This is a genomic window from Sphingobacterium sp. WM, assembly GCF_029542465.1.
Classification (GTDB): Bacteria; Bacteroidota; Bacteroidia; order Sphingobacteriales; family Sphingobacteriaceae; genus Sphingobacterium; species Sphingobacterium cellulitidis.
Genome location: NZ_CP120709.1, coordinates 1152303 through 1165683, shown reverse-complemented (window position 1 = coordinate 1165683; position 13381 = coordinate 1152303). Strand labels below are relative to the sequence as shown.

Annotated in this window: 11 protein-coding genes; 6 read left to right on the top strand and 5 right to left on the bottom strand. The window is 37.1% G+C overall.

Translation table 11 applies throughout. From position 1 onward, the window contains the following. Nucleotides 1–66: 66 nt before the first annotated feature. From PZ892_RS04995 to PZ892_RS04980, 4 genes are all read right to left on the bottom strand, one after another. Nucleotides 67–1887 carry a DNA polymerase III subunit gamma/tau gene (locus tag PZ892_RS04995; RefSeq protein ID WP_182499037.1) on the bottom strand — a complete coding sequence of 607 codons (1821 nt, stop codon included), beginning with the start codon at nt 1885–1887 and terminating at the stop codon, nt 67–69. 92 nt (nt 1888–1979) lie between these two features. Continuing rightward, nucleotides 1980–2705, bottom strand: coding sequence for an aquaporin Z (gene aqpZ / locus PZ892_RS04990; protein WP_277712238.1), 726 nt, complete (start codon nt 2703–2705; stop codon nt 1980–1982). Between the two features lie 316 nt (nt 2706–3021). After that, nucleotides 3022–3522 (bottom strand): hypothetical protein, encoded by a 501-nt coding sequence (locus PZ892_RS04985; protein ID WP_277712236.1) that lies wholly within the window; start codon nt 3520–3522, stop codon nt 3022–3024. A 118-nt stretch (nt 3523–3640) separates the two neighbouring features. Next, the gene (locus tag PZ892_RS04980; protein ID WP_277712234.1) at nt 3641–4228 is read right to left on the bottom strand and encodes an NlpC/P60 family protein; all 588 of its coding nucleotides are present in this window, start codon (nt 4226–4228) and stop codon (nt 3641–3643) included. A 256-nt stretch (nt 4229–4484) separates the two neighbouring features. Between PZ892_RS04980 and PZ892_RS04975 the strand changes: the two genes are divergently transcribed. Both PZ892_RS04975 and PZ892_RS04970 read left to right on the top strand, forming a co-directional pair. Then, nucleotides 4485–5372 carry a DMT family transporter gene (locus tag PZ892_RS04975; RefSeq protein WP_094258193.1) on the top strand — a complete coding sequence of 296 codons (888 nt, stop codon included), beginning with the start codon at nt 4485–4487 and terminating at the stop codon, nt 5370–5372. A 98-nt stretch (nt 5373–5470) separates the two neighbouring features. Further along, nucleotides 5471–7738: an inorganic phosphate transporter gene (locus tag PZ892_RS04970; protein ID WP_094258192.1), complete on the top strand. Its 2268-nt coding sequence runs from the start codon at nt 5471–5473 to the stop codon at nt 7736–7738. Nucleotides 7739–7798: 60 nt separating this feature from the next. Here PZ892_RS04970 and mtaB read toward each other — a convergent pair whose 3' ends face one another. Then, nucleotides 7799–9118 carry a tRNA (N(6)-L-threonylcarbamoyladenosine(37)-C(2))-methylthiotransferase MtaB gene (gene mtaB / locus PZ892_RS04965; protein ID WP_094258308.1) on the bottom strand — a complete coding sequence of 440 codons (1320 nt, stop codon included), beginning with the start codon at nt 9116–9118 and terminating at the stop codon, nt 7799–7801. 196 nt (nt 9119–9314) lie between these two features. On the opposite strand from mtaB, the gene PZ892_RS04960 reads away from it, so the two are divergent. The 4 genes from PZ892_RS04960 (at nt 9315) to PZ892_RS04945 (ending at nt 13327) form a co-directional block, all read left to right on the top strand. Then, nucleotides 9315–10136, top strand: coding sequence for a thymidylate synthase (locus tag PZ892_RS04960; protein ID WP_094258191.1), 822 nt, complete (start codon nt 9315–9317; stop codon nt 10134–10136). A 17-nt stretch (nt 10137–10153) separates the two neighbouring features. After that, nucleotides 10154–10651: a dihydrofolate reductase gene (locus PZ892_RS04955; RefSeq protein WP_182499040.1), complete on the top strand. Its 498-nt coding sequence runs from the start codon at nt 10154–10156 to the stop codon at nt 10649–10651. Between the two features lie 40 nt (nt 10652–10691). After that, a complete protein-coding gene (locus PZ892_RS04950; protein ID WP_277712230.1) occupies nt 10692–12428 on the top strand; it encodes a PDZ domain-containing protein in 1737 nt (578 codons plus the stop codon). A gap of 188 nt (nt 12429–12616) precedes the next feature. Beyond that, nucleotides 12617–13327, top strand: coding sequence for a hypothetical protein (locus PZ892_RS04945; protein ID WP_277712229.1), 711 nt, complete (start codon nt 12617–12619; stop codon nt 13325–13327). Nucleotides 13328–13381: the final 54 nt, after the last annotated feature.

Below are 13381 nucleotides of genomic sequence, written 5' to 3'. Positions count from 1 at the left end.
TAATATTTATGAATAAAAGGGAATTACACCCTCAAATAATTCGTACAAAGGTAGAAAAGAAATTGATTAGCTTAAACCCAAATCAAATGTTTTTCTTAACTCATCAAGCAAAGGGTTTTTGGCAACCATCGCCTGATACTTTTCCTGTGAGGTATATGGCTTCCTTTCCTTGGTCTTCTCAACCATTACGCCATCTATATCCAAAGAGAAATTTCGTAGTTGAACCCGTAGGTAATTCAGCATATCGATCTTACCCAACTTCAATTCCTCCATCTGCACCATATTCTCAACCTCAACCTTAATTTTGGAACCTTCCAAAACAGGAGCGTTGGAAGTCATAATCGTATATAAGGTAATTTTACTCTCTGACCGAAGTTTTTCCGCAAACTCATTCCATTTACTTAAAAATGAGTTCTGAGTTACTTCATAGAATTCATTTCCTTCAACTAACTCATTCTCTTCCTCCCCATCCTTTTTCTTATCCTCAAAAATGGTATTCAAATTAGGAATGGCAACCGATGTTTTAATATTACCCCAGCCTTTAGAAGCGGGTTTTGGAGATTCTGAAGAAGGATTGCTGCTTGGGATCGTTGAATTTGCCGCCGGCTCAGGTTTAGCAACAACAGGACTTGCCATAGGCTTCGGAATTGAAGCTGCCGGCTTTGTTGTATTTGCTATATGACCTGTGGATACTGGTATTGAGCTGCTTGCAGATTGAGGACTTACACCTGAGTTAGGGAGTTTTTTTTTTAATTCAGCTAGTGCTGACACCCCTTCCGCTCCAAGTTGTATGGCACTCGCAATATGGCACATCTTTAACAAAGATAGCTCCACCTGTAAGCGTTGGTTTTTACTGCTTCGATAATTCACCTCACATTGATTGGCAATGTTTAAGGCCGATAGCAATAAACCACTGGATAATGCTTGAGACTGTTCTAGATATCTTTTCTTTACATTTTCACTTACCTCAAGCAACTTTAAGGTACTCGGTTCCTTGCTTACCAATAAGTTCCTGATATGAGAAGATAGTCCAGCAATAAAATGTCCCCCATCAAAACCATTATTTAACACCTTATCAAAGACCAAAAGACTATTAGCTGCATCTTGTTTTGCTAGCGAATCCATTAACTGAAAATAATAATCATAATCCAAGATATTCAGATTATTGATTACGGCTTGATAAGTAAGGTTTTTATTTGAAAAACTAACGATCTGGTCAAACATCGAAAGTGCATCCCGAAGTCCGCCGTCAGCTTTCTGAGCAATGACATGCAAGCCATCCATCTCATAGGTAACCCCTTCTTTCCCTGCAATTGCAGCAAGATGGTTCGCCATATCCTCAACCTTGATTCTGTTGAAATCAAAGATTTGACATCGAGAAAGAATAGTTGGAAGAATCTTATGTTTTTCAGTCGTTGCTAAGATAAAGATCGCATAGGAAGGTGGCTCTTCTAAGGTTTTCAAAAATGCATTGAAAGCCTGTTGTGAAAGCATGTGAACCTCATCAATGATATAAATCTTGTATTTCCCCGTTTGAGGTGGAATTCTTACCTGATCAATCAACGAACGGATATCATCAACCGAGTTGTTGGAGGCTGCATCTAGCTCATGAATACTGAATGAATTTCCATTTTGAAAAGACTTACAGCTATCACACTGACCACAGGCCTCATTTGAATCCGTAATATGTTCACAATTAATTGTTTTTGCTAGAATACGAGCACAGGTAGTCTTCCCCACACCACGTGGACCACAAAATAAAAATGCTTGTGCTAATTGATTATTATGAATTGCATTCTTAAGGGTACCGGTAATGTGTTGCTGGCCAACTACGGAGTCAAAGGTGACTGGTCTGTATTTCCGCGCAGAAACAATAAAATTATCCATGCACGAAGATAATCATTTTGAATTTTAGCCCAAAGAAAAAGCTACCAAAAGGTAGCTTTTCAAAAAATTAATAAAAAGAATATTATATAATGCTAATTCGCTTTTGGCTCGCTGTAAATTAATCGCCATAGGATAGCGCCAATTACAGCACCTACTAATGGTGCAACCATAAACAACCATACCTGTGAAATAGCATTGCCACCTGCAAAGATCGCAGGACCTAAACTTCTTGCAGGATTCACTGACGTACCGGTGATTGGAATAGCAACCATATGGATCAATACTAAAGTAAATCCAATCGCTAATCCAGCCATCGTGCCATTTCCTAACTTGGAAGTAGTCCCTAGAATAACAAATAAAAATAAGGCCGTCAAAACGGTTTCAGTGATGAAGGCAGCCATCATTCCATACTCATTCTGGTACCCTGCACCCCAACCATTGGAACCAAACGCCCATTCTGAAGCATGAAATCCTGCCAATTGACCCGAATGAATAGTTTTCAACACAAATGCACCTAAAATACCCCCCAAAACCTGGGCTGTAATATAAACGATCGCATCTTTTCCAGACATACGTCCAGATACCAAGACCCCTAAGGTTACTGCCGGATTAATGTGACATCCCGAAACCCCACCAATAGCATAGGCAAAGACCACTACCGATAAACCAAATGCTAAGGCTATCCCCAATAACCCTAAACCTGATGTTTGTGCAAGTGTATCTGCCCCCGCAATCGCAGCAGCACCACAGCCAAACAATACTAAACCAAATGTTCCAATTAGTTCAGCAATGAATTTAGATAATGTTTTTGTTTCCATAATTTATTATTTGAACACAAATTAATAATTAATATTAATATTTTCCTTATAAAATAAAATAGAAAACTATTGGTTTTAGGGAATTAACAGACACTATTTGCCTTTGAAAAAATTAACACCTTGATTCTAAGAAACATCCCCCAAAATCGAAGACATAAAAAAAAGGACCGATATCACATCGACCCTTTTTCTTAATTGTTTTACCTAATAACCTTTAAATCACCAAACAATTTATTGAAACAAATTACTTGACTCAAAAGTAAGGCTAACGGTTAAAGTTACTGTTAAGAGAAAATTAATAAATAAATTCCCTTGCTTATCGTGCTTGTGCTGTCGCCAGCATCCTGATTACCTCATCAATCGTAGTTCGACCCGCCTCTACCATTTTTGTAGGCCCTGGATAATCCGGATCAAACGTGACAGTTTTTGTCTTTTCTTTATAGGCATAGGTCAATTTGAACCTCGGCAAACGCTTTGAAGTTTCTCGCTTTGTCAAATCAACCGTCATATCATCCGGCAAATTCCAAAACCCTAACTCCTGAGCTTTTCGATGCAAAAACAACAAATCATTATCTCTAAGCTTCAATGTATCCTTCACCAATTTGTTATCCTTGGTTAGATAATCATATTGTTGCGTCTTTGAATTGTAATGATTCAACATGGAATCAGGAAACCCATAAGTAAGTTCAATATGATCAAAATCGGAATAGCGATACGGTGCATTTCTTACCATTGAGGAATAATAATATACACAGTAAATTAAAAATGGAACAATGACACAAAGGCCTAAAAAGATCTTTTTCGTTTTTTCTGACATGATACTCTATAAAATGTGCACAAAAATAGGGATTTGTAGACATTTTATCAGGCAATTTTTAGAATAAAGCCTTTTATTGACCATAATATTGTCATAATACATCAGGTCTCTTAGCTCCTTAGCTCTTTGGGGTACCACTACGCTTGAAATACTTGTAATACCAACTGTCGTTCAAGTTCGATATGATTACCCCTTTTCGGGTTGAAACATGAACAAACTTACCATTATGCAAATAGATCCCAACATGATCTATATTTCTTCCTCCAAATGAAAAGAAAACTAAATCCCCTTCCTTAAGCTGATTCTCATATTTCCTCTTCACATTATCCGCCATATCCCGAGAAGTTCGCGGTAGTTCCTTGCCGTAAATTTTATCATACATCAAGGTTACAAATCCAGAACAATCAACTCCGCGTTTATCCATCCCTCCCATACGATGAGGAGTCCCCATCCATTCATCAATCATAAAATAAAGGCTTTTGTTATCGAGATCCTTGGTCCTTACTCCTAAAAGTTCAGCGTAATTATCGAGCCTATTCCCTGAATATTCATTCGCTCGGGCATCACTCGCATCTGAAAGTGGCGCCCCTTTTTTAGGCTTGACACTGCCATAGGAATTCCCTCCCGCAGTCTTACGCTTAGCCCCACAGGAACTGAATAATAAGCCCGCAAAAAGAAGTAAAAATAAACCGTATTTAATCTTCATTCAAAACCTCCAACTCAAAAATATCAACCAACAACCTAATAAACCATCGCTTTTTTTCCACAAATGTTATTTCTTTTTTTGCCGATGCAGCACAATATAGGTTAATATTAGCCCAAAACAATCCAGAAAGGGCAAAATATTTGTTACGACAACCAAACCCAGCCTAACAATTACTGAAATCCCTTATTGTCTTTTCTTTGTCAACAACTTATTTATTCCTTAGCTCTAAGAAGATATTTAACCTACTTTTGCCAGCATGAACAAAACGAAAGGTGCTATTGCTGTTTTCATTGGAGCCGCTAGCTTCGGAATTCTATCAACTTTTGTAAAAAAAGCATATGAACAAGGCTTTAACTTAGGGGAAGTAACAGGGATACAAGCCTTATTAGGTGTAATTTTCTTATGGGCAACTTGGTTACTAATTAAAAACATCCAACCACAAACTAATCACCCTTCTATAAGTCCTAAATGGAAAATATTTCTTAGTGGTATTAGTACCGGAATGGTAAGCATCCTCTATTATAAATGTGTAGAGTTGGTCCCAGCATCCTTGGCGATTGTTCTACTGATGCAATACATCTGGATTGGACAGATTATTGAATTGATATTCTTTAAGGTTAAACCGCAACTAAGCCAAATTATTGTAATTGTCGCCATCTTAGCTGGAACAGTTTTAGCCACAGGAATGATCGAAGAACCCCTTGAATCTTTTTCATTGCTAGGAATTGGCTACGGCTTACTGGCTGCAACTGCATATTCTGTTTTTATGATTGTGAATGGAAGAGTGGGAAATGACTATCACCCTATCCATAAAAGTGCGATCATGATTTCTGGAGCACTTTTCCTTATTGCAATCACGCTTCAACCTATAAGCCTCTTATCTCCGGAGACCTTTCTTGGAATTTTACCTTACGGATTATTACTTTCCTTTTTTGGAACGGTCATTCCTCCCCTATTATTTGCCTATGGAATGCCGAAAACGGGTTATTCCCTGGGTGCCGTATTAAGTGCTGTGGAACTTCCGGTCGCTGTTTGCATGTCTTACTTAGTTTTGAATGAACCTGTAAGTTGGATAAAATGGCTAGGAGTCCTTTTCATCCTATTAACGATATTCTGGAAGAATATTTTAAAAACAAATAGCTAATTTTTAAGGTTTTTACGCTATACTTGCAGTTTTAGAAATTATTTCTCAGCTTATTTATCTGCTCATCAGATAAATCTAGATTAACAACTAACAAAAATATGGAGAACTATCTTTATCTCGTACTCATCACCTTAGCAGTTCTTGCTATAATAGATTTAATGGTTGGTGTAAGTAATGATGCAGTTAACTTCTTAAATTCCGCAATTGGATCTAAGGCTATCCCTTTCAAAAGCATTATGATTATTGCCAGTTTGGGTATCCTCTTTGGATCGGTTTTCTCAAGCGGGATGATGGAAATTGCACGTAGTGGTATTTATGTCCCCAGTAAATTCTCTTTTGATGATGTAATAACGATATTTCTCGCCGTCATGATAACGGATATTATCCTACTGGATGTATTCAATTATTTCGGGCTCCCAACGTCCACTACCGTATCGATCGTCTTCGAATTATTAGGTGCGGCAATTTGTCTTGCCATCTATAATATTGCAATAAAAGATGGCGATTGGTCTTCTTTGGCTTCTTATATCAACACTGAAAAAGCTTCTGAAATTGTTTATAGCATTTTACTTTCCGTCGTCATATCCTTTTCGGTCGGAATGGCTGTACAATATATCTCCAGGTTACTTTTTACCTTTCAATTTGAAAATAAACTAAAAACGATCGGTGTATTCTTCGGTGGAATTGCCATGGCTTTTATCTCTTATTTTATCCTGATCAAAGGTTTAAAAGGCGTATCCTTTATTGGATCAGAGGTTAAAGATTGGGTTCAAACCCATGAACTGATGTTATTGGCAGGTTCTTTTGTGGTCTTCACCATCATTAGCTATATCATCAACCTGCTAGGATACAATATTTTAAAAGTCATTATCGGTATCGGAACCTTTGCTTTGGCACTTTCCTTTGCAGGAAATGACTTGGTAAACTTTATCGGTGTTCCGGTTGCAGCGGTTCAATCCGTTGAGATTTTTCAATCTATTCCAGGTGCTAACCCTGATACCTTTACCATGGATGCCCTAGCTTCAAGTGAAATTATGGCTCCTACTTGGATCCTGTTATGTGCTGGAATTATCATGGTAATAACACTGTGGACCTCTAAAAAGGCAAAGACAGTTATTGAAACTGAAATGAGCCTATCTAACCAAGGTGATGGTACAGAAAAATTCAAATCCAATATGCTTTCTAGAAGCATCGTAAGAGGCTTTATTAAAATAGGATCAGGATTGAGTTATTTAATGCCTAGAACTTTGCAAGCTAGTTTAGACAAGAAATTTGAAAACCCGCTTTTGAACGCTCACCGCAAGAAAAAGAAATCTAAAGATGAACCGATGTTCGATATGATTCGGGCTTCAGTGAATCTGATGGTTGCTTCCAGTTTAATTGCATTGGGTACATCGATGAAATTACCCCTATCAACGACCTATGTGACTTTTATGGTAGCAATGGGTACTGCTTTTGCAGACCGTGCTTGGGGCCGCGAAAGTGCTGTTTATCGAGTATCTGGTGTATTCCATGTTATTGGAGGTTGGTTTGTAACTGCTGGTTGTGCTTTCTTGGGGGCAGTAGTCTTTGCATTCTTCCTGAAAATTGGTGGAATCGTAACTTTTGTGATCTCCCTGATCGTATTAGCGCTATTACTTTATAGAAATGCAAAAAGCCATGACCGTAAAATAAAGGCTAAAGCTCTGCAAGAACTTAATCTTGAAAAAGGTGATATTATTGGACTTCAGCAGGTCATCGAAACCAGTGCGCAGCAAATCAGTGAAACTTTTTCAAAAACAAACCTATTCTTCAAAGAATCTGTTGACTCCCTAATCAAGGAAGACTTAGATGGCTTAACCAATAACAAAAAGTTAATTAAAAAGCTTCAAAACGACCTGAACTCGACAAATAATGCAATGTATGACTATATCCGAAATCTGGACGATAATTCCGTTAAGGGTAGTCGATATTACATTATTTCCTTAGGATATCAACAAGATATGGTTGAAAACGTTGCTGTTATCAACTCAAATGCATTATCTCACGTAGACAACAACCATAAACCACTGAAGATTAGCCAAGCGAAGGATCTTAAATATGTGGTTGAGCGAATCGCAGAATGGTTCTCAAAAATCAATATGACTTATAAGCGTCTTGATTTTAGTAAAATTGATGAAATCATTAAGGAAAGAGAAGAAATTCAGGAGTATATAAACAATTTATTGGATAAACAGATAGATCGGATTAGAACTTCTGAAAACAGTCCAAAAAATAGCCGTTTGTATTTCTCCATTCTACTGGAAACAAACGAATTAATCAGCTCAACCTTCAAGTTGATGCGTCTACATAAAGAATTCGATAGCTTTAGACGTAGAAATGCTTAAAGCGCATAAAAAAATAGGATGCTGAATTCAGCATCCTATTTTTTTTATATCTTTTATTTCTTAATGAACCAATACTTCCGGTAGCTCTTCAATATCCACATCTCCATTTTCTGAAATGGTCAAAAACTTGACTGGAACTACTTCATTGACTAACAATGGATCATAAGGAGTACGTACTTTAACATAGTTTTTCGAGAATCCATGCATAAAACCGTCTTTGATATCACCTTCAAATAGAACTTCATCAATAGAGCCTAATTGCGACTCATAAAATGCTCTTCTTTTCTTTTCAGATAGAATGTGCAACATTTTACTACGATCGCTACGCTGTGCTCCTGGAACAGCACCTTCCATTTGAGCAGCAATGGTATTTTCACGTTCCGAATAAGTAAACACATGCAGATATGAAATATCCATTTCATTCAAGAAATTATAAGTGTCTATAAAATCTTCACGAGTCTCACCTGGAAAACCTACAATGACATCTACACCTATACAGCAATTCGGCATTAATGATTTTATTTTCGCAACTCGTTCTGCATATAATTCTCGCTTATAGCGACGTCTCATCTGTGCAAGGACCTTGTTATTCCCAGACTGCAATGGCATATGGAAATGCGGAACAAATCTTTTAGATTGTGCTACAAACTCAATAATCTCATTGGTTAATAAATTAGGCTCAATACTTGAAATCCTAATCCTATCAATCCCTTCTACTTCATCCAACGCTTTTACCAAATCTACAAAGCGATCTTGACGCTTGCCATCTCGAACGCCATAATCACCAATATTCACCCCTGTTAATACGATTTCCTTAACACCAGATGCCGCAATCTCCTCTGCTTGTAAAACGATATCCTCAATTTTGCCAGAACGACTTGCACCACGTGCCAATGGAATGGTACAGAAGGTACATGAATAATCACAGCCATCCTGAACTTTTAAAAATGTACGAGTTCGGTCTCCGATAGAAAAGGCTGAAACAAATTGATTCGTCTCATCAATTGGAGCATTGTGAACAATGGCCTTCTCATTTTTGGTTAAATCATCAATATGTTCAATGATATTGAACTTTTCTGCCGCGCCCAAGACCATATCAACCCCCGGAATTTCGGAGATCTCCTTTGGTTTCAATTGTGCGTAACAGCCAACAATAGTAATATAGGCATTAGGGGAATGCTTTAAAGCTTCCTTCACAACCTTTCGACATTTACGATCCGCATGGTCAGTAACTGAACATGTATTAATCACATAAACATCTGCCGCACTGTTGAAAGGCGTAGTTTCATAACCCGCATCCTTAAAGATCCGGCCAATGGAAGATGTCTCTGAAAAATTCAGCTTACACCCCAATGTATAGAAAGCAACTTTTTTTCCCATAATATTTTGCAAAAATACATAAAATGATCCAAAATGATAATTGTATAAAAATTGTGATAATTGAATGATGATTAATTTGCACATTTCTGCACCTGAATGTATTATGAAAACGATTTTCTCAATCCATACCAAAAACCGAAATACTTTATCAAAAAAATGGGTATCTTCGTAGGATATAAAATCAGGGAAATTTTCTATGAAACAATATTTAGACTTACTTGAACATGTATACACTACAGGTGTTGAAAAAACAGACCGGACTGGAACAGGAACAAAAAGTGTATTCGGGTATCAAATGCGTTTTAATTTGAAAGAGGGATTTCCTTTAGTAACCACTAAAAAACTGCACCTACGTTCCATTATCCATGAATTAATCTGGTTCCTGAAAGGTGAAACCAATATTCAATATCTGAAAGAAAATGGTGTGAGTATTTGGGATGAATGGGCAGATGAAAATGGAAACCTTGGACCTGTTTATGGTTCGCAGTGGAGATCTTGGCCAACACCGGATGGTCGTCATATCGATCAAATTACCCAAGTCATTAATCAGCTTAAAAACTCACCAGATTCTAGACGGATTATCGTCTCTGCTTGGAATGTAGCCGAAATAGAAAATATGGCTCTTCCTCCTTGTCATGCATTCTTCCAATTCTATGTAGCACCGGCTCAACCAGAAAAAGGAATCATGAAACCTCAACTTTCATGTCAATTATATCAAAGGAGTGCTGATATTTTCTTAGGGGTACCTTTTAATATCGCTTCCTATGCGCTATTAACCATGATGGTAGCTCAAGTTTGTGATATGGAAGCCGCTGAATTTGTACATACTTTGGGCGACGCTCATATCTATAGCAACCATTTTGAACAAACGGAATTGCAATTGTCCCGTGACCCAAAACCTCTTCCTCAAATGATTATCAATCCTGAAGTTAAAAATATATTTGACTTCAAGTTTGAAGACTTTGAACTAACAAACTACGAACATCATCCTCATATTAAAGCTCCAGTAGCTGTTTAATAAATCAAATACCGTAAATGAGTTATCCTAAAGTTACATTGATTGTGGCGGCAGCCGAAAATAATGCTATCGGAAAAGGAAACCAAATGCCTTGGCATTTACCCAATGATTTCAAATACTTCAAATCCAAAACAATGGACCACTCCATTGTCATGGGCCGAAAAACTTTTGAATCCATCGGAAAAGCATTGCCTGGAAGAAGAAACATCGTAATCAGCAGACAACCTAACTTTAAAGCTGATGAAGTAGATGTTGCCAATAGCGTCCAAGCCGTAATGAATTATTGCCGAGATGAAAATGAAATCTTTATCATCGGTGGTGCAGAAATCTATAAACAATCATTACCTCTTGCTGATGAAGTACTCCTAACGAGAGTACATACGACAATTTCTGATGCCGATGCATTCTTCCCCGAATTACCAGCAAATGAGTGGGAATTAATGAGTCAAGACCCACATAAAAAAGACGAAAAACATAAGTTTGATTATACTTTTGAAGTATATAAAAGAAAATAAGGGAGACCAAACTTGGTTTCCCTTTTTACGTTATTAAATTATGAGTAATAGCAGTATACAATTCCAGTTGTCATTTATTGAGCCCCAGGCTCACTATGTCGAAGTCCAAATGATTATTGATGGCTTTAGTCAAGATTTTCTTGACCTTAAAATGCCAGTATGGACACCAGGTTCTTATTTAATCCGTGAGTTTGCCAAAAACATCGAACAGATTAAAGCGGAAGACGCAACTGGCAATTTAATCCCTCTTCAAAAAACAAATAAAAACACCTGGAGACTTCACTCCTATGGTGCTCAGGTCAAAGTTTCTTATCGGGTATATAGTTTTGAACGTTCTGTCCGCACTAATTTTGTCGATGATCAACATGCCTTTATTAGTCCTGCAGGAACTTTTCTTTATATCGATGGATATTTAGACCATACCTCTACCGTAAAAGTTGATCTTCCAGATTATTGGAGTAAAATTTCAACAGGATTAGAATTGGTAGAAGGAAAAATCAATTTGTTTTTCGCGGACAACTTTGATATCCTTTTTGATTCTCCTTTGGAAATTGGAAACCAGGATGTATGGACTTTCAATGCCGCAGGTATTCCGCATGAATTTGCAATGGTAGGTACCGCATCTTACGATAAGGATAGACTGTCTGCGGATATTACAAAAATTGTAGAAGTAGAGACTTCTATTTGGGGCTCTAACCCTAATGATAAATATGTCTTTATTACCCATAACTATCTAAGTTCTCATGGTGGATTAGAACACTTAAATTCAACTGTCCTAGCTGCTTCAAGATCTGCATACAACAATAAAATTACCTATAACAATTTCCTAAGCCTTGTTGCTCATGAGTATTTTCATCTGTGGAATGTCAAACGCTTAAGACCTGCAAACCTTGGCCCTTTTAACTATGATGAGGAAAACTACACCCCTCTATTGTGGATTTTTGAAGGGTTCACAGCTTATTACGATAATTTAATCACGAGACGTTGTGGATTCAGGGATGAACAAGAGTATCTGAATGAATTGGTATCTGAGTTTAACTTGGTTTTAAACCGACCTGGACATAAAATTCAATCCGTAGGGCTCTCGAGTTTTGACACTTGGATCAAACAATATAGACCAGATGAAAATTCTGTCAATGTGAGCATCTCCTATTATAACAAGGGAGCCATGTTAGCAACCATGATTGACATCTATATCATTGCCAAAACAAACGGAAATAAGAGATTAGATAATGTCCTAAAGGCGGCTTATGACAAATATTACCTAATTGAAAATCGTGGCATTACCGAAAAAGAGTTTCAGGATTTAGCAGAGGAAATCGCTGGAGTTCCGTTGACTGAAATCTTCGAAGCGGTTTATAGTACTGAAGAAATTGATTATAATGCTTACTTCAATTTAGTAGGATATCAATTTTACGATATAAATCAAAATAACCAAACTCCAAGTATTGGAATCAAGGTTTCTCATCAGGATGGAAGAACGATTATCAAAAATGTAGATAGAAATTCTGCAGCTTGGAATGACGGATTAAACGTAGACGATGAGATTGTTGCTGTCAATGGCAACAGACTTGATCCTCAAGGAAGAGAATTAGACCAAGCCGTTCTAAACAGTAGCATTGGCGATAATCTTCGTATTCTTGTTGCTAGAGATGGATTAATGCGGGAAATCAGCATCAGCCTGAAAGCCAGCGAAAAAGTTTCTTATATCATTGAAAGAAAAGAAGATAGCACTAAGGAACAAAGAGAGCTTGGAAATATCTGGCTATCCTTGTAATTAAAAAATAATTTTTAGAACAGCATCATATCAACATGATGCTGTTTTTTTATGCTTTACTCAGCCAAAGTATTGCTTTACTCATTTTCGATACCAGTTTTTAGGTAATTCTTTAAATTTAATGTACAATCAAAACATAATTTGTTTGAATCTACGTTCTATACCTACAAATTTAACCAATTGATACCATGCAAATTAAACCCATTCAGAAACATAACTTGTATGCATATCGCCGTCTTCGGCGAGCCATAGGTTATCTAGGTATTTTTTTACCAACGATTCTTGTTTTGCTTTCCTTAATCAAGTTCTTCACAACCAAAATACAACCTTCCATCAGTCATTATTATTATACCAATCTCCGGGAGATCTTTACAGGTACTTTATGTGCAGTAGGTCTTTTCTTGATTTGTTACAAAGGAAACGGAAATAAATCTATTTTAAAAAACGACAACCTACTTACCAATATAGCTGGAATGATGGCCTTTGGGGTAGCATTTATCCCGACTGATCCCATTTCGGATTCTTGCCTTAAATGTACCCTGATAAACTTTAGCCTGACCTGGTTACATTATGCTTTTGCAGGGGTCTTATTTCTAATTTTTGCCTTATTATCCATTAATGTTTTCACCATCGGACAGCAAAAAAACACCGACATTCCTGTAAGCATGTTTAATGAAAATAAGATTTATAGGTTTTGTGGCTACGCCATTATTATTTGTGTCGTATTGGTACCCTTGAAATTATTCCCTTATTCTACTCTCGTCTTTGAGGCCTTGGCTTTATGGATGTTTGGAATCTCCTGGTTGATCAAAGGCCGTGCTTTAGGTGATGAAGGCGTAATTGGCGAGAAAATTTATAGAGAACATAATACCATTGACACCGAAAAGGCAGTCAATTAATACAAAATGTCCAATAAAAAAACACCTTGCATTTTACTGCAAGGTGTTTATATT

Coding starts and splice junctions, on each gene's coding strand:
- PZ892_RS04995 (WP_182499037.1), bottom strand. CDS start 1,887: ATGGATAATTTTATTGTTTCTGCGCGGAAATACAGACCAGTCACCTTT.
- aqpZ (WP_277712238.1), bottom strand. CDS start 2,705: ATGGAAACAAAAACATTATCTAAATTCATTGCTGAACTAATTGGAACA.
- PZ892_RS04985 (WP_277712236.1), bottom strand. CDS start 3,522: ATGTCAGAAAAAACGAAAAAGATCTTTTTAGGCCTTTGTGTCATTGTT.
- PZ892_RS04980 (WP_277712234.1), bottom strand. CDS start 4,228: ATGAAGATTAAATACGGTTTATTTTTACTTCTTTTTGCGGGCTTATTA.
- PZ892_RS04975 (WP_094258193.1), top strand. CDS start 4,485: ATGAACAAAACGAAAGGTGCTATTGCTGTTTTCATTGGAGCCGCTAGC.
- PZ892_RS04970 (WP_094258192.1), top strand. CDS start 5,471: ATGGAGAACTATCTTTATCTCGTACTCATCACCTTAGCAGTTCTTGCT.
- mtaB (WP_094258308.1), bottom strand. CDS start 9,118: ATGGGAAAAAAAGTTGCTTTCTATACATTGGGGTGTAAGCTGAATTTT.
- PZ892_RS04960 (WP_094258191.1), top strand. CDS start 9,315: ATGAAACAATATTTAGACTTACTTGAACATGTATACACTACAGGTGTT.
- PZ892_RS04955 (WP_182499040.1), top strand. CDS start 10,154: ATGAGTTATCCTAAAGTTACATTGATTGTGGCGGCAGCCGAAAATAAT.
- PZ892_RS04950 (WP_277712230.1), top strand. CDS start 10,692: ATGAGTAATAGCAGTATACAATTCCAGTTGTCATTTATTGAGCCCCAG.
- PZ892_RS04945 (WP_277712229.1), top strand. CDS start 12,617: ATGCAAATTAAACCCATTCAGAAACATAACTTGTATGCATATCGCCGT.